Annotated in this window: 15 protein-coding genes; 6 read left to right on the top strand and 9 right to left on the bottom strand. The window is 63.1% G+C overall.

Annotation, left to right across the window (positions count from 1 at the left end):
• Nucleotide 1 precedes the first annotated feature (1 nt).
• Together I2H31_RS21630 and I2H31_RS21625 are read right to left on the bottom strand one after the other, a co-directional pair.
• Nucleotides 2-1,660, bottom strand: coding sequence for an FAD-dependent oxidoreductase (locus I2H31_RS21630; RefSeq protein ID WP_196295145.1), 1,659 nt, complete (start codon nucleotides 1,658-1,660; stop codon nucleotides 2-4).
• 131 nt (nucleotides 1,661-1,791) lie between these two features.
• Nucleotides 1,792-3,213, bottom strand: a complete 1,422-nt coding sequence (locus I2H31_RS21625; protein WP_196295144.1) for an ATP-binding protein — start codon at nucleotides 3,211-3,213, stop codon at nucleotides 1,792-1,794.
• 174 nt (nucleotides 3,214-3,387) lie between these two features.
• Between I2H31_RS21625 and radA the strand changes: the two genes are divergently transcribed.
• The 3 genes from radA (at nucleotide 3,388) to I2H31_RS21610 (ending at nucleotide 7,784) form a co-directional block, all read left to right on the top strand.
• Nucleotides 3,388-4,785, top strand: a complete 1,398-nt coding sequence (radA, locus tag I2H31_RS21620) for a DNA repair protein RadA (protein ID WP_196295143.1) — start codon at nucleotides 3,388-3,390, stop codon at nucleotides 4,783-4,785.
• Nucleotides 4,786-5,029: 244 nt separating this feature from the next.
• Nucleotides 5,030-6,646: a TlpA family protein disulfide reductase gene (locus I2H31_RS21615; RefSeq protein WP_196295142.1), complete on the top strand. Its 1,617-nt coding sequence runs from the start codon at nucleotides 5,030-5,032 to the stop codon at nucleotides 6,644-6,646.
• Nucleotides 6,647-6,764: 118 nt separating this feature from the next.
• Entirely contained in the window at nucleotides 6,765-7,784 is a 1,020-nt protein-coding gene (locus I2H31_RS21610; RefSeq protein ID WP_196295141.1) for an SPASM domain-containing protein, read from the top strand.
• Nucleotides 7,785-7,923: 139 nt separating this feature from the next.
• On the opposite strand, the gene I2H31_RS21605 is transcribed toward I2H31_RS21610, so the two are convergent.
• The 6 genes from I2H31_RS21605 to rsmI form a co-directional block, all read right to left on the bottom strand.
• On the bottom strand, nucleotides 7,924-8,265 hold the full coding sequence (locus I2H31_RS21605; RefSeq protein ID WP_196295140.1) for a hypothetical protein: 342 nt from the start codon (nucleotides 8,263-8,265) through the stop codon (nucleotides 7,924-7,926).
• Between the two features lie 151 nt (nucleotides 8,266-8,416).
• A complete protein-coding gene (locus tag I2H31_RS21600) occupies nucleotides 8,417-10,633 on the bottom strand; it encodes a T9SS type A sorting domain-containing protein (RefSeq protein ID WP_196295139.1) in 2,217 nt (738 codons plus the stop codon).
• Nucleotides 10,634-10,910: 277 nt separating this feature from the next.
• Nucleotides 10,911-11,120 carry a hypothetical protein gene (locus I2H31_RS21595; RefSeq protein ID WP_196295138.1) on the bottom strand — a complete coding sequence of 70 codons (210 nt, stop codon included), beginning with the start codon at nucleotides 11,118-11,120 and terminating at the stop codon, nucleotides 10,911-10,913.
• A gap of 147 nt (nucleotides 11,121-11,267) precedes the next feature.
• Nucleotides 11,268-12,071, bottom strand: coding sequence for an inositol monophosphatase family protein (locus I2H31_RS21590; RefSeq protein WP_196295137.1), 804 nt, complete (start codon nucleotides 12,069-12,071; stop codon nucleotides 11,268-11,270).
• Nucleotides 12,072-12,195: 124 nt separating this feature from the next.
• Nucleotides 12,196-13,881 carry an apolipoprotein N-acyltransferase gene (lnt, locus tag I2H31_RS21585; protein ID WP_196295136.1) on the bottom strand — a complete coding sequence of 562 codons (1,686 nt, stop codon included), beginning with the start codon at nucleotides 13,879-13,881 and terminating at the stop codon, nucleotides 12,196-12,198.
• Complete coding sequence (gene rsmI / locus I2H31_RS21580; RefSeq protein WP_196295135.1) at nucleotides 13,856-14,626, bottom strand: 16S rRNA (cytidine(1402)-2'-O)-methyltransferase; 771 nt, start codon at nucleotides 14,624-14,626, stop codon at nucleotides 13,856-13,858. Before rsmI ends, lnt begins: the two co-directional genes overlap by 26 nt.
• 151 nt (nucleotides 14,627-14,777) lie before the next feature.
• Between rsmI and I2H31_RS21575 the strand changes: the two genes are divergently transcribed.
• Nucleotides 14,778-15,233, top strand: coding sequence for a hypothetical protein (locus I2H31_RS21575; protein WP_196295134.1), 456 nt, complete (start codon nucleotides 14,778-14,780; stop codon nucleotides 15,231-15,233).
• 40 nt (nucleotides 15,234-15,273) lie between these two features.
• On the opposite strand, the gene I2H31_RS21570 is transcribed toward I2H31_RS21575, so the two are convergent.
• Nucleotides 15,274-15,522, bottom strand: coding sequence for a 4a-hydroxytetrahydrobiopterin dehydratase (locus I2H31_RS21570; RefSeq protein WP_196295133.1), 249 nt, complete (start codon nucleotides 15,520-15,522; stop codon nucleotides 15,274-15,276).
• Nucleotides 15,523-15,671: 149 nt separating this feature from the next.
• Between I2H31_RS21570 and I2H31_RS21565 the strand changes: the two genes are divergently transcribed.
• Together I2H31_RS21565 and I2H31_RS21560 are read left to right on the top strand one after the other, a co-directional pair.
• Nucleotides 15,672-16,172 carry a hypothetical protein gene (locus I2H31_RS21565; protein ID WP_196295132.1) on the top strand — a complete coding sequence of 167 codons (501 nt, stop codon included), beginning with the start codon at nucleotides 15,672-15,674 and terminating at the stop codon, nucleotides 16,170-16,172.
• A gap of 63 nt (nucleotides 16,173-16,235) precedes the next feature.
• Complete coding sequence (locus I2H31_RS21560; RefSeq protein WP_196295131.1) at nucleotides 16,236-16,460, top strand: hypothetical protein; 225 nt, start codon at nucleotides 16,236-16,238, stop codon at nucleotides 16,458-16,460.
• The last annotated feature ends 126 nt before the right edge of the window (nucleotides 16,461-16,586 follow it).

The raw sequence follows: 16,586 nt of genomic DNA, 5'->3' as shown, positions 1-16,586 counted from the left end.
CCTACTCGTCGAGGTACTGGTGCACGAACTTGATGGCCATGCTGCCCTCGCCCACGGCCGAGGCCACGCGGGCCATGGCGCCGGCGCGGCTGTCGCCGGCCGAAAAGATGCCCGGCACGCAGGTTTCGAGCAGATAAGGCTCCCTGGTCTTTTTCCAGATTTGGGCGTAGCGCGGGTCGGCCACGAGGTCGCGGCCGGTGAGGACGAAGCCTTTGCCGTCGCACACCACTTGGTCGCACACCCATTCGGTGCTGGGCTTGGCGCCGATGAAGACGAACAGCGCCCGCGCTGGCCGCTTCTCCACGGTGCCGTTGATGTCAATCATCACGGCTTCGAGGTGGTCCTGGCCGCACACTTCCCGGATTTGGGAGAAGGGCAGCAGCTCGATGTTGGGCGTGTTGCGAATCTGCTCAATCAAATACGCCGACATGCTGGCGGCCAGATTGGCCCCGCGGATGACAATGTAAACTTTGCGGGCATAGGTGGCCAGGTACATGGCCGCCTGCCCGGCCGAGTTGCCGCCGCCCACGATGTACACGTCCTGCTCGTCGCAGCTGCGGGCCTCGGTGCGGGCCGCGCCGTAGTACACGCCCGCGCCGCTGAGGCGGTCCATGCCCGGCACGTCGAGCGTGCGGTAGCTCACGCCGGTGCTCAGCACCACGGCCTTGGTGCTCACCTCGCGGCCATCGCCCAGAGTGAGGACCTTGTAGCCGTCCTGAATGCAGAGATTGGTGACTTCCTGCGGCGCCAGAAACTCGGCGCCGAGGCGGATGGCCTGGGTCCAGGAGCGGAAGGCCAGCTCGGCGCCGCTCAGGCCGGTGGGGAAGCCCAGGTAGTTCTCGATGCGCGAGCTGGTGCCCGCCTGGCCGCCGGGCGTCTGGCGCTCAATGATGAGGGTTTTGAGGCCTTCGCTGGCGCCGTACACGGCGGCGGCCAGGCCGCTGGGGCCGGCGCCCACCACCACCACGTCGTACATCTCCTGCAAGGGCTGGTTGGCGATGCCGAGGTGATTGGCGAGGTCGGTCTTGCTGGGGTTGGCCACGGCCTTGCCGTCGGCGCAGATGATGAGGGGCAGGTCGGTGGATTCGAAGCCGCGGGCTTTCACCAGGGCTTGGGCTTCGGCGCTGGTTTCGTAGTCGAGCCACTGGTAGCCCACCATGTAGCCGCTGAGGAAATCCTTGAGCTCGTGCGAGAGCGGCGACCATTGAAAGCCAATCAGGCGCACGCCGTCGAACTTGGGCTTGTGAGTGGCCTGCCAGGCGTCCAGTAGGTCGTGCAGGGTGGGGTAGAGGAGGTTTTCGGGCGGGTCCCAGGGCTTCATCAGGTAGTGGTCGAGCCGGGCCGAGTTGATGGCGCGCACGGCGGCCTCGGTGTCGGCGTAGGCCGTGAGGAGCACGCGCTTGGTCTCCGGGAAAAACTCCCGCGAGGCCGTGAGCAGCTCCACGCCTTCGAGCTGGGGCATGCGCTGGTCGGCGATAATCAGGGCCAGGGGTTCTTCCTTGGCGTGCAGTTCCCTGATGGTTTCGAGGGCTTCGGGGCCGGAATTGACGCGCACGATGCGGTAGTCTTGGCTGAACTCCTGGCGCAGGTCGCGGGCGATGGCGGCCAGCACCTGGGGGTCGTCGTCGACGGCGAGAATGATGGGTTTGGGAGTGGCCATGGGTTGTTTTCTGAGAGAGAACGTCATGCAGAGCGCAGCGAAGCATCTCTACCGCAATAACAATTATTTACTCTTCGCGGTAGAGATGCTTCGCTGCGCTCTGCATGACGTTCAAAGGATTGTGTTTTAAATTATGCCAACGGCGCGGCCACCGGCAGCCAGGCGCAAAACTCGGTACGCCCCGGCTTGGAATCAACTTCCAGCCGCCCGTCGTGCTGCCGGATGATGCGCTGCGCGATATCGAGCCCCAGGCCAGAGCCGGAGCCGGCTTGCTTGGTGGTGTAAAACGGCTCAAAAATATGCGGCAGCACGTCCGCCGGGATGCCTGAACCGTTATCAATGAGAAACACGCGCACGAAATCGCCTTCGCGGCGGGTGCGCAGCGTGAGTTCGCCGCCTTGCGCGGGCAGGGCGTCAAGGGCGTTGTCGATGAGGTTGGTCCAAACCTGGTTGAGGCTGCTGACCTGGCCGCGAATCTGGGGCAGGTCGGGGGCGTAGTCGCGGGTGAGGCGCACGTTCTTTTCGCGCAGCTGGTAGCCCAGCATGTTGAGCGTGCTGTCGAGGCCGGCGGTAAGGTCAAGCAGCTCGAAGCCGCCGGCGCGGTCCATGTGCGAGTAGGTTTTCACGTCGGCCACCAGCTTGCTGATGCGGGCGCCGGCTTCCTGCACGTCGTGAATCAGGCGCAGTGTCGACTGCTGGCACTCCAGCCAAGCAAAGGCGGCCGGCCGGGCGGCGGGCGGCAGCACCTCGGCCGCAGCGCCCAGGGTTTGCTCCGTCAAACCGGTTTCGACCAGCCCCGGCGCGATGCGGTACGCGTCGGCCACGCCTTGGTCCGTGAGCCAGTCGGCCAGCTCGTCTTCGCGCTGCGATTGCTGCATGGGCGAGAGGTGCAGCGGGGGCGCTTCGGCCGTGGCGGCCACCGGCACCGCCAGCGCCGCAAACGCAAACAGGGCACTCGGGTCCGGGCATTGCGCTATCAGCTCCTGGAGCAGTTTCGGTTTGGTGGTGGCCTGTTTGGCCAGGGCCTGGGCGGCGCGGGCAATGGCAGCGGCGGGGTTGTTGAGCTCGTGGGCGAGGCCAGCCGAGAGCTTGCCCAGGGCACGCAGCTTGTCGTCGCGCTCTTGGTTGCGCACCTGGTCGCGGCTGCGGTCGTTCATCACGCCCACCAGGCGCTGGGTGAGCTCGGGGCTGGCCTGCTCCAGGGCCGGAAACTGGTTACGGTGCAGGGCGTAGAGCCACGTGTCGCCCACAGCCGTGCCCTGGTTGTTGATGATGCGCAGCCGCGAGTAGGGCAGCACGCCCGTCACCTGCCCGGCCTCGACGCGGAAAATGGGGTCGCGCTGAGCTCCCTTCGCGGCGTAGAACTGGATGCCGCCTCGGATGACGGCCACCATCAGCTCGGCCGGGGCGCCGGGCTCGAACAGGGTTTCGCCGTGGGCGGCAGTGCGGCCGGTGCCGTGGGCCAGCAGCCAGTCCAGGGTGGCGTCGGGCAGGCCGGCGAAGGCGGTGACGGTGGCCAAGTCGGCGGCGGTGAGGGGGGGGATTTCGACCATGAGCTAGCAACCCGACGACGGGCGTAATGTTGACCCGGTGCCGGCGGCGCGAGGTTGTACCTTGCGCCTTTCAGCAGATGGGTCAGAAGGGGAAATGCTTCCGGTTTGAGGCAACTTTTTCGGTTCCGGCGGCCTTGTAATTAAGTATCTAAATTTCCCGAAAATAACTCTTTCATGGCCAAAGCTAGAACCGTATTTTTTTGCCAGAACTGCGGCGCGCAGTCGGCCAAATGGATAGGCCGCTGCCCGGCCTGCGGCGAGTGGAACACCTACGTCGAAGAAGTCGTCCAGAAAGAAACCGTGGCCAGCACCACCGGCCAGTGGAAGCCCGCCAGCACCGTGCCCGGCGGCAACCTGGCCAAAGCCGCCAAGTCCGTCCAACTCGGCGACATCCTGGTCGAAGACGAGCCCCGCATCATCACCCCCGACGGCGAGTTGAACCGCGTGCTCGGCGGCGGCATCGTGCCGGGTTCCATCATCCTCATCGGCGGCGAGCCGGGCATCGGCAAGAGCACCCTCATGCTCCAGATTGCCCTTAGCCTGAAGAATATGAAGGTGCTCTACGTGAGCGGTGAGGAAAGCGAAGCCCAAATCAAGATGCGGGCCGAGCGCATGGCCGCCGGCCAGCAGTCGGGCTGCTACATCCTCACCGAAACCAACACCCAGAACATCTTCCGCCAGATTGACCAGGTGCAGCCCAACATCCTCGTCATCGACTCCATCCAGACCATGCACTCCACGCTGGTGGAAAGCGGCGCCGGCAGCGTGAGCCAGGTGCGCGAGTGCACGGCGGAGTTCCTGAAATTTGCCAAGGAAACCAGCACGCCCGTGCTGCTCATCGGCCACATCACGAAGGACGGCAGCATTGCGGGCCCCAAAATCCTGGAGCACATGGTAGACACCGTGCTGCAGTTCGAAGGCGACCGGCACCTGAGCTACCGCATCCTGCGCACCACCAAAAACCGCTTCGGCAGCACCTCGGAGCTGGGTATTTACGAGATGCAGGGCGACGGCCTGCGCCAGGTGAGCAACCCGAGCGAAATCCTGCTCTCGCAACGCGGCGAAAGCCTGAGCGGCATGGCCATCGGGGCCACCCTGGAGGGCAACCGCCCGCTGCTGGTGGAGGTGCAGGCCCTCGTTTCGCCCACCGCCTACGGCACCCCGCAGCGCAGCAGCACCGGCTTCGACGCCAAGCGCCTGCAAATGCTGCTGGCCGTGCTCGAGAAGCGCGCCGGCCTGCGCCTGGGTCAGCACGACGTGTTCCTGAACATCGCCGGCGGCCTGCGCCTCGACGACCCCGCCCTCGACATGGCCGTGTGCGCCGCCGTGGTGTCGTCGCTGAACGACCTGCCCATTCCCGGCAACGTGTGCCTGGCCGCGGAAGTCGGGCTGAGCGGCGAAATCCGCGCTGTCTCGCGCCTCGACCAGCGCCTGGCCGAAGCCGAAAAGCTGGGATTCCGCGAAATGTACGTGTCTCAGTTCAACGGCAAAGGGTTGGACTTAGCCAGGTTTGGGTTGAAAGTGCAAGCCGTGAGCCGCCTCGACGAAGTGCTCAATGGCCTATTCGGCTAGCCAAAAAGCACGCTGAGTATCAGTCAGTGCCCTCGGGCCGGAACGGGCTCCGTCGAGTAGGGGGCGGCAGAGGCGCTCAAAAAAACTGTCGCAGGATTTGGATTTTATAAATCAAAACGCCGTATCTTCGGAGTGCTGATATGCTTTTACCGCGAAACTATAGGTAACGGCGCTAAAAGCCTTTTGTTGTTTAGTCGATTTTTGGCAATTGCCGGCGCTTGTTGGTCGCTGGTCATTTCGTGATATGATGTCCTCTCTCACTCTATACGCGCGTCGGTTGCTGGGCGCGGCGCTGTTGCTGGGGCCGCTGCTGGGCCACGGGCAGGGGCGTACCACTACCACCGTGGTGGGCGCCGCGGCCCGCAAAGCCCCGGCCGAGACCACGGCTGGGGGCACGGCCACGCTCACGGGCCGCATCAGCGGCCCCACCACCGACTCAGTGTCCATTTCGCTGCGCGAAAACCCGCTCGACCCCAAGGACAAGCTGTTTCGCGCCAAAATCGGCGACAAGGGCGAATTCCGGCTGGCCGTGCCGGTGAACGGGCCCACCAAGGCCGACCTGGTGTACGGCGACGACGTGGCCCCGCTCTACCTCGACCCCGGCACCGACATTGAGGCCCGTTTCAAAGGCAACGACATGTCGGGCACGCTGCGCTTCAAGGCCAACGACGTGCCTACGGGCCTGGCCACCAAGCTGCGCAACGGCTCGAACCTGACCGACGAGCAGCGCCACCGCCAGCAGGGCGCCAACGCCAACAACTACCTGGTGGAAGCCGACGCCCAGTTTGTGGAAAACGACGGCTTCCAGGTGCTGCCCGACAACATTCAGCTTTACGAAGCGCCCTTCCTGTCCTTCCTGGAGTACCGCCGCAAGCACGAGTTCGAGTTTCTGGAAGACCACGCCGCCAAGCAGTCGTTCACGCAGGACTTCTATAACTACGCCCACGCCGAGGTCGTTTACGCCTACGCCAACGACAAGCTCACCTTCCAGGACCTGCGCGAGCAGGTGGTGAACACCGAAGGCCGGCTGAAAATGGCGCCCGACTACTACAATTTCCTGCGCGAGCCCGGCCTGCTGAACGACCCCAACGCCGCCCAAAGCGAGCTGTACCACGAATTCCTGCTCAACTACGTGCACTTCGCCGTGGCCCAGGACAAGCACCAGCGCACCGACCCGGATTTCTATCCGGCCTCCTACGCCCTGGCCAGCAAGAAGCTCACCGGCCCCACGCGCGCCATCATTCTGGGCCGCATCCTGCAGGAGTCGTTCCGGTTCGGGCACGTGAAGCAGTCGGCCGCCATGCTGGCCGATTTCCGCAACTACGACCCCAAGAACCAGTATTTCCCCACGCTGCAAACCGATTTCGACCGGCACAAGGAGTTTGCCATCGGCGCGCCCGCGCCCGATTTCAAGCTGGCCACCGCCACCGGCGACACGGTGCACCTGCACGATTTTGCCGGCAAGCTGGTGTACCTCAACTTCTGGAAAAGCACCAACGGCCTCTGCCTGCGCGACCTGGCCTACGCCCAGGAGCTGATGCGCAAGTTTGAGGGCAAGAACATTGCCTTCATCAACATCGCGCTGGACGAGAACGAGCAGGCCTGGAAGTCGCTGGTGACCGTGAAAAAACTGCCCGGCGTGCAAGTGCGCGTGCCCGGCGGCGGCCTGCGCTCGGCAATTGCCAAGGAATATGCCCTGCAGGAAGTGCCCACCTACATGCTGGTGGGCGAAGACGGCACCTTCCTCAACACCAAGCCCAAGCGCCTGAGCAGCCGCGCCGCCATCGACGAAATCAACCAGTCGTTCGGCAAGGCCAGCACCTACACCAGCGCCATCGAACTTCCGGCCACAAAGAAGTAGCCGCACCGAGCCGTAACTTAAGTAGCGCGAACTTTGTAGTTCGCGTCCCCGCACGATGCCATTGGCCGGCGCGGGGACGCGAACTACAAAGTTCGCGCTGCTGCTTTATCCCGCTTTCATGTCCACGCTCACCGACGGCCTCAACATTCTCTCGAAAGCCACGCCGCTGCGGGTCTGGAACACGGCCCAAATCGTGGGGTCCTACATCCTGAGCAAGCTCACCGGCAAGGCCCGCCTGCGCGGCCTGCCCATGGCCCTGAGCTTCGAGCCCACCACCAGCTGCAACCTGCGCTGCCCCGAGTGCCCCAGCGGCCTGCGCTCTTTCACGCGGCCCACGGGCATGCTGCAGGGCGACTTGTTCAAGCGCACCATCGACGAAGTGGCCAGCCGCCTGTGGTACCTCATTTTCTACTTTCAGGGCGAGCCCTACCTGCACCCGCAGTTTCTGGAGCTGGTGAAGTATGCGGCCGATAAAGGCATTTACACCGCCACCAGCACCAACGCCCACTACCTCAACGACCAGAACGCCCGCAAAACCGTGGAAAGCGGCCTCGACCGCCTTATCATTTCCCTCGATGGCACCACGCAGGACGTGTACCAGCAGTACCGCGTGGGCGGCAAGCTGGAGAAAGTGCTCGAAGGCACCCGCAACGTGGTGAAGTGGCGCAAAGAGCTGAACTCGGACACGCCGCGCATCATCTTTCAGTTCCTGGTGGTGCGGCCCAACGAGCACCAGATTGACGACGCCAAACAGCTGGCCACCGCGCTGGGTGTGGACGATGTGTGGTTCAAAACCGCCCAGATTTACGACCATGAGCACGGCTCTCCGCTCATCCCGACCATTGATTACTATTCGCGCTACCAGAACAACGCCAACGGCACCTGGAGCCTGAAAAACAAGCTCGTCAACCACTGCTGGAAAATGTGGCACTCCTGCGTCATCACCTGGGACGGCCTGGTGGTGCCCTGCTGCTTCGACAAAGACGCCGAATACCGCCAGGGCGACCTCAAAACCGAAACCTTCGCCCAGCTCTGGCGCGGCCCCAAGTACCAGCGCTTCCGCAGCAGCCTCCTTAAAGGCCGCGACCAGATTGAGATGTGCCGCAACTGCTCGGAAGGCACCAAGGTGTGGGGCTGAACGGCGAATAGGTTAAAAAAGAACGTCATTCTAAGCTTGTCGAAGCATCTCTACTACAACACTAACTAGAATTAGTTGTGCGGTAGAGATGCTTCGGCAAGCTCAGCATGACGTTCTTTTGCAAACGGACACAGGTGTCTTACTTGTGTCCCTTCATCAGGTTCTTGCCCAGGTCTTCTACTTGCTTGAGAAACTCGTCGGTGTCGGAGTCGGCGTACACGCCGTAAGCCGAGGAAATGGTGCCGCGCACGCCGTCGTTGGCCTCAATGGCGTAGAGGATGGACATGTCGTCGGGGTTGCTTTCGCCCTCGAAGCGGTAGAAGTCTACGATGGTGACTTCGTCGGGGCCGTAGCTCTTGTTCGAGTCGTTGCCGATGGTTTGCAGGCGGCCATCCACGACGTTGAAATCCTGGGTGAAGCCGTCCTTGGTCAGTTTGTTTTCAACGTTGACAAGCGACCGTTCTTCTTCTTTGTCCTGCATGGCGGAGGGGGTGTTTGGGGTAATAAAAGGAAGAGCGGGCGGCGCTAAAACCAACGCCCCCGCCCCGGCTATACGGAGCCGGGACGGGGGCGGGTTGTACGCACGGGTAAGGAAAATGCAGGATGCGAAAAACCAGTAACCCGGGCTTACCCTATTCTACGGTGAGGCGGCGCGAAACGGTGCCCGCCGCCGTGCGGGCTTGCACGGTGTAGAGGCCGGCCGCCAGCCCATCCAGGGGCAGGGCCAACTCGTCGGCGGTAGCGGTGGCGGTGCGCACCACCTGGCCAAGGGCGTTGAGGATAGCTACCGGCGTGGGCTGGCCGGCGCGCAGGGCGGCCGGCAGCAATAGGGCCGTCGTGCCGTGCGCGGGGTTGGGGTAGAGCATGGCCAGCCGGGCCAGCGCGGCGGGGGCGGTAGCCAGGGCGCCGCTGGTGCTGAAGAGCAGGCTGTAGCGACTGGTGAGCGGGGCGTTGGCCGCCAGCGTTACGCTGGCGGTGGGCGTGGTGGCCAGGTCCTGGCGCTGGCCGGTGGCAGCGTCGAGCAGGTAGGCGTGGGTGCCGGCCGGCAGGTTTTCCAGCGCGGCCACTTGCAGCGTATAAGTACCGGCCGTGGCGGCCGCCAGCCGCAGGGGCACGGTTACGTCGGCGGCACCCAGAGTGGGCAGGGCGTTGACGGCGTAGGACTGGCCGCCCTGCTCGGTACTGACGGACACGGGCTGGCCGGCCCCGGCCAGGTAGGTGGCATCATACTGCCGGTCGAAGCCGGGGGTAGCCGCCGGGTCGAAATACACCAGCGTTTCGTGGGCGTGGGCGGCGGCATCCTGCAACGCCAGGCGGAGGTAGGTGCGGGTTTCGGCGGCAGAGCGCTGCACGGGGGTGCCCGCCACGGCCGCGCTGTAGCTGGTGATGGTTTGGCTGGGGATGAATGTAACGCGGCCCTGGCTGCCCACGGTGGGGTTATAAACGAAGAACGCCTGGCCCATCGGCACGACGTTGGTGCCGGTGTTACTGGGGGCGGCTGGCACGTAGGTGGTGTAGCTGCCGGCATACTGGCCGTTGCTCTTAAACACGTAGAGAGCGGTAGCCAGGCCGCCGTAGAAGGTGCCGCTGCTCACCACGTTGTTCCAGTCGAGGGGGGCGCCAAAGGGATTGCCCAGCAGGTGGTAGCCGCCGTTGGCGGTGGTATGGCCCAGGCTGTTAAACTGGGCGCCCTGGTTGCTGGGCGTGCCCACGAAGGTGAGCGTGGCTCCGGTGGCGGAGGTGGGAGGCATGTTCACGGTGTAGCCCCGGCCCAGGGTAAGGGCGTCGGTGAGGGCGGCCGGCGACTGCCAGCCCTGGTCGAAGCCCACGGGGCCCACGCCACCGCCCACCTTGGTTTCGTCGTAGCTAAACACGGTGGGGAAGCTGGCGGCGGGCAGGGTGGGGTTGCTGTTGTAGGCGGCATTCACCCGGGGCGTAAAGCTGCCGTTGGCGAAGCTGGCCACTGTGGCGTTGGTCAGGGGCACGGCGAGGTGGCGGTAGCCGGTGCCGCTGTTGAGGCTGCCGTCGATGTAGCGCTGGATGGCGAAGGTGCCCGGGCCCTCCACGCTGCCGCCGCCATTGCTGCTGTTGTAATCGAGAACGGTGGTGCTGGTACTGGTGCTCACGGTGCTGAGCGTGGCCCCCGAAGCCACTATCACCCGGCCAGACACAACGTGCAGCTCCTGCGTGACGCTGGTGTTGTTGGTCACCGTCACGGTAGCGTTAAAGCCCCCGTTGTTGCTGAAGCTGAGCCGGGCTACCGTGCCGGGCAGGGCGATGCCGCTGGCCGTGGTCCTGGTGCCGCCGCCGCGCGCGGCATCGGCCGGCGCAGTGGTGGTTTGGGCGGCGCTACCCTGGAAGGTGTAGTACGCCCCGTCCACGCCCGTGATGTTGTAGGGTAAGGCAGGGCCGTTGCCATTACCAAAACTGTCGTTCGGGTTGTTGGCGTTGTAGTAGCCCGTGGCAAAGGGCAGGCCGTTGGGATTGGCCAGCTGCACAATGGCCCCCGGCTCCAGCGTCAGGTTGTTGGTGGCCGACGAGTTGATGTTGGGGTTGGCTGAGCTGATTTCTCCGTTGACCCCGAAGCGCACGGTGCCGCCCGTGCGCACAATCAGCTCGCCCACGTTCTCGCCGTCGTTGAACACGCCCACGCCGCCGCTTAGGATTTCGATGCTCTGGTAAAAGTTGTTGTTGTAGGTGGTCACGGCCCCGGTGCCCCGGTTGGGCGCCCCGGTGAAGGTCGTAGTGGTGCCGCTGGGCACGACCACGCTGGACAGCGGGCGCATGGCCCAGGTGGGGCTGGCGCCCAGCAGCAGAATGGTTATCAGGAACAGTAAAAGATTTCGCATAGAATGAAGCGAGAAAAAATATAAAAAGAGGAAAATGAGGGAAGCATTCAAAGGTCGTAAGGTGGGCCGGTAAAAAACATTATATTACATTAATGCCCTCGCCTATTTAGCATATTATGTGTTAATTGGTTAAGTCCTGTTGGTTTGAGGGCTACCGTCATTGGCGGCGGAAGAATGGCAAAAAATGCGCGGGGCCGAAAACTCACCGCCCCCGCTCCGGCTACATGGAGCCAGGGCGGGGGCGGGTTATACTCGGGGCAATAGAACGGAGCCGGCGCTACCGGCGCGTTTCCCGGCGTTCGATGGTGCGTTGCAGGGCTTCCACATCGATTTGCCCGCAGGCGCCGCCGCAGCCCTTGGCGCAGCCCGCCGCCGTTTTGCTAAAGAAAGCGCGCCAGAAGATGCGGCCCACGTAGAATGCCGCCGCCGCAAACAGGGCGGCAATCAGGAAATACTGAATTTCGACGGAAGTAAGAACCAGCAGCATGGGGGAAAAACTACGTTGCGAAGAGAAAAGTTTGCGGGTTAAACGTCATGTCGAGCTGGTCGAGACATCTCGCATGCAGTAAGTAATCAGTTTTCCGCGGCGAGATGTCTCGACCAGCTCGACATGACGGTCTGACGAACTCCTGTTCTACTGCCAGAACTCGCCGATGACCGCCTGCACCTGCGCGTGCAGGTGCCCGTTGCTGGCCACCACCTCACGCCCAAACAGCGGGTCGCCATCCGTCAGGAACTGGGTGACGTGGCCGCCGGCCTCGCGCACCAGCAGAATGCCCGCCGCCACGTCGTAGGAGTTCAGGTTGAATTCAAAAAAGGCTTCGCAGCGCCCGGCGGCCACGTAAGCCAAATCCACCGCGGCCGAGCCGAGGCGGCGTACGCCGTGGCTGCGGTTCATGAATGCGCCGAGAATTTGGAGAAAAGGCTCCATCTTGCCGAAGTCTTTGTAGGGAAAGCCCGTGGCAATGAGCGAGTTGTGCAGGTCCGTAATGTCGGTGACGCGGATGGGCGCGTCGTTGCAAAACGCCCCGCCGCCGCGCACGGCCCGGAAGCTTTCGTCGCGGCTCACCTCGTGCACCACGCCCACGGCCAGCTCCGTTCCGTGCAGCAAACCCACGCTGATGGAGTACACCGGCAGGCCGTGCACGAAGTTGGTGGTGCCGTCGAGCGGGTCGATTATCCAGGTGAATTCTTCGGTTTGCGAGTCGGGGCCGGCGGTGCCTTCTTCGGTGATGAAGCCGGCTTGGGGCAGCAGCTCGCGCAGGCCGGCCACGAGGCGGCGCTCGGTTTCCTGGTCCACGTAGCTCACGAGGTCGTGCAGGCCTTTGTGCTCAATTTTGGCGCGGTCAAACGTGGCCGCTTCCTGGCGGATGAACCCGGCGGTGCGGCGGCACAGGGCCGCTACGTCGTGGGAGAGTTGGGTGAAGTCGAGGGGCATAGGTGTTTGAGAACGATGTAGAGACGCGACCCTTCGCGTCTCCCCGTTGCTGATGTTGTTTAGTATGCGCGGTTTTGGTCGTTCTAATAGGGCGTTCAACGAGGAGACGCAACGTATTGCGTCTCTACACCGCTGGCTGCTTCCGGCGCCAGCCCACCACTATAGCCACTACCAACAACAGCACCGCCGCAATCTGCGCCCCGCGCCCAATCAGCTCGCCGAAACGGACGTAAAAAGTTGTCTCCGTATTCAGGTGCACGGTGGCGCGGCTGGCCGTGGGCACCCAGGCCGTTTCGCGCTGCGTGATTTCGCCTTTCTGGTTGATGAAGCCGGTGAAGCCGGTGTTGGCAGAGCGGGCCAGGTCGCGCCGGGTTTCGATGCAGCGCAGCTGGCCGTAGCTCAGCAGCTGCCGGTAGCCGGGCGAGTCGTGCCACCACGCATCGTTGGTGACGAGGCCCAGCAGTGTGGCGCCGTTGTGGGCGTACTCGCCCACAAAATCCCCATAAATGGACTCATAACAGATGATGGGGGCCACGCGCAGGGCCGGGGCGTTGGCCGGCGCGGCATATACTGTGCGCTCGGCCTGACTACCGTACGAGCCCACAAAGCCGCCCAAGTCAATGTTTTTGAGCACGCTGCTGAGGATGGGCGGAATTTTCTCCACGCCCGGCACCAGCCGCGACTTGTGGTAGATGGCCACGGGCGCACTGGCATCGGCGAAGTAGGCGGCGGCATTAAAGATGTCGTAGTAGCCCACGTCGTCGCGGTGGCGGGCGGTGGCGCTGGCGGCTTCCTGGCTGGGGTAGGAGTTGACGGTGGTGATGCCCGTGAGCAGGGCCACGCCGGGATGTCGCGCCAGCCAGGCGCGCACGCGCCGGATTTTGGGGTGGCTTTCCATCGTGTTTTCCCAATAGGTTTCTTCCAGGGCGGTTTCGGGCCACAGGATGAGCTTGGTTTCGGGGGTCATTTTCTGTTCCGACAAGTTCATCAGGCGCGTCAGCTGCTCGTCGTAGGGCACAAACTGAGGGCCGCCCTCAAACTTCTCCACGTAGGGGTCGAGGTTAGGTTGCACCACGATGACTTCGGTCGTCGCGCCTTTTTCCTGGTAGTTCTTGCCAATGGCCAGGGAAAGAGCCGTTGGCGCCAGAATGGCCAACCATGCCCAATATGCCCAGCGAAACCGGTTTCCAACTTGAAAATGGCTTACCGCCAGCGAATTATCGGGCTGCTGCGCCTTCAGGTGTTGCCAGTGCAACAAGAATTGGAACAGCAGCAGATTCACCACCCACACCCACACGCTGCCGCCCAAAAAGCCGGTGTACTCGTACCACTGCACCCAGCCGGGCGCCGCCGCGAAGCCGTTGCCCAGCGTGAGCCAGGGCCAGGTGAGGTCCCAGTGCAGGTGCAGTTGCTCGAAGGCAATCCAGTAAATGGGCAGCGAGAGGTAGCCCCAACGGTTGCCCAGCCGCTTTTTGGTTTGGCGGAATGCCATGAGCGGCAGGCACATGAGCAGCGCATTCAGCACCACGGCGGCAATGCCGGCCGCCAGCTGCGCATAGCTAACCCACCAGGTGGTGAGGGCGTTCCAGAGCACCAGCATGAGGTAGGTACTGGCAAACACGCGGCCTTTGCGGGCGCCTTCCAGCGTGAGCTTGCGCTCCAGCACGAGGTAGGGCACCCAGGCAATGAGCAGCAGCGGCACCAGCCAGGCCGTGGGCCACGGCGTCCAGCCGCTGCTCAGCAGCAGGGCGCCCAGCACCGGGGTGCGCAGGCGAAACAGGGCGCTAGTCCCCGCCGTCGAGGTCGTCATCGGCATCGTCGTCGGGGCGGCGGGTTCGGTCTTCGCGGCCGGGGCGGGGCTCGCGGGCGAGCGGGGCAGTATTTCCTTCGACGACAACGACAATTTCTCCTTTAATGCTAGGACGGGCCGCGAAATCAGCCTCCAGGCTGGCCAGCGTGCCGGTCACGGTTTCTTCAAACAATTTCGTCAATTCGCGGCTGACTGACGCCGGCCGCTCGGCCCCCAGCACCTCGGCCAACTGGCCCAACGTTTTCACGATGCGGTGCGGCGACTCGTAAAAAATCATGGTGCGGGTTTCCGAAGCGAGCTGTTGCAGGCGCGTCTGCCGGCCCTTTTTCACTGGCAAAAACCCTTCAAACGTAAACCGCTCGGCCCCGAAACCGGATTTCAGCAGCGCCGGCACAAACGCCGTGGGGCCCGGCAGGCATTCCACGCCCAGGCCGCGCGCCAGGCACTCGCGCACCAACAGAAACCCGGGGTCGGAAATTCCGGGCGTGCCGGCATCCGATACCAGCGCCATGGTTTCGCCCTGCTCCAGCCGGGCCAGCAGGCGCGGCACCTGCTGGTGCTCGTTGTGCAGGTGGTAGGAGAGGAGCGGCTTTTTCAGGCCCAGGTGCTGCATCAGGCGGCCGCTGGTGCGGGTGTCTTCGCAGAGCACCGTGCCCACCTCGCCCAGCACGCGGATGGCCCGCAGGGTGATGTCTTCCAGATTGCCGATGGGCGTGGGCACGAGGTACAGAACCGTGTTGGGCATGGCGCAAAGGTAGCGGGTTGGCTAAGCCAATACCGTGACTCAAAGCTTTGGCATGAGAGCGAATAAACTTCGTATCTGCACGGCCGCATTATTGCAACAGTATCTTGTGGCCGAGAAAGATGATTGTATGCATCCTTCTCTTTGCTAGTGCTTGATAAACTATAAAATAATGACTTGGCTGGCGTTTCTGGTTGCATGCTTGCCCGGCAGCGTCGCGTACGCCGTGTTTGATGAAATCAAACTAGCCTCAACGCTTCTGCGAAATGGAATAGAACAAGAAGGCGTCATTGTTAGTCAGCGAAAGGTTTCCCGCGGTCGCAACGGCACTTATTTAATTCCTAAAGTCCGTTTCACAACGCTGACCGGTTCGGTTATCGAAGGAGAGAGCGTGAGCACAGAATGGTTCTTTGATACCCGTACAATGCTCTTTGCTGACAAGGTCGAGTTTTTTGATGATTCATATGCCTTGTTGCGTTATGACGCCAATAACCCAAAGCGCTTCCTGTTCATTCAGGAGCTTGACCAGACGAGGAGTTATTGGGCGTTGGCACTAGCAGGGCTTCTAACTGTCGGTATGGTGCTGGTCGGACTGCTCGGCACCAGTTAAAGGTATTTCTACTCAGAGACTGCTGCCTCACGCACTGCCCTTAGCGAAAAGTGTAGCGCGCCGCCACGGCGTCGATTGCCGCGGCTAGGCGGTGGTCGCGCTTGGTCACGGTGTTGCCGGCGTCGTGGGTGCGCAGGCGAAATTCCACCGCGTTGTACTCGTTGCTGAACCAGGGGTGATGGTCGAGGCGCTCGGCCTCGGCGGCCACCTCGGTGAGGAAGGCAAAAGCCGTTTTGAAATCGGCAAAGCGGAAGCTGCGGCGCAGGCTGTTGTCAGTTTCAGTCCACATGATGCTGAGAGGGAGAAGGGAAGGCAGGGAGATGGGGAGACGGGAGCGGCGGAGCCGGGGCAACCCAAAAGGCTGAACCAAAGTACACCTTCTTCTACGCTGCTTCCGCTCTGCTACCCTCTTCCTCGTACCCTCATCCCCTCAACATAATGGCCATTGACCCCAACAACCGCCCCATCCGCGTCATCAACGACGACACCACCAACGAAGAGATGGAGGCCGGCCACCACATCCCCAACGCCGACCCGCCCAAGAACGAGGCGGCCCGCGGCGGCTTCGGCAACCGCGAAGGCAAGGAAGGATACGGCTCCGATACGGCCGGCGGCGAAACCGCGCTAGGCGTGAACGAAACCGCCGACTCCATGGCCCCGCCGCCCGACAACATTCGCTCGAACGACGAAGGCCGCGCCGGCCGCGAAAACCAGGACCTGCCCGACGATGACGGCCTCGATTCCATCATCCCCTCGGGCCGCCCCGTGGACGAGCTCGACGCCCACGACCGGCGCCCCGGCGTGGACGAGATGTTGAACCCCAACTCCCGCGTGGGCATGGGCCAGATGGAGCCCCGCCCCATTCCGCCCATCACCGGCACCGATACCAACGCCGAACTCAACGACCCCAACGCCTCCGACTCGGCCATCGACCAATAAGGCCCGGCTGCCCGGAGCCGAAGTAAGAATCCTTCCATTTTCCACATTCTAACTTCCGTCACCATGCCCTACAAAAGCAATAACACCAACCAGCAATCCGGCGAAAACCACGGCGCCCCTGCCGGCGAAGGCCTGCCCAAAGGCACCGGCGACCTGCCGGTAAACGACCTCGACGAGGCCACCCAGGCCCGCCTGGAGCAGGAGGCCATCGACGCTGGCCTGCGCCACCCCAACCGCAACCTCGACAAGCCGGAGCTCGACAAGCCGTCGTACGGCGGCGGCCACTAGGGCCGCCGCATAAGGTTTCGCAGAACGTCATGCAGAGCGTCAGCGAAGCATCTTTACCGCTGTAGTAATCCAATTAAAAGGAGTTACTGTTGCGGTAAAGATGCTTCGCTGACGCTCTGCATGACG

The organism is Hymenobacter ruricola (assembly GCF_015694525.1).
GTDB lineage: Bacteria > Bacteroidota > Bacteroidia > Cytophagales > Hymenobacteraceae > Hymenobacter > Hymenobacter ruricola.
The sequence above is the reverse complement of the archived record's forward strand: the minus strand, read 5'-3'. Positions and strand labels throughout refer to the sequence as shown.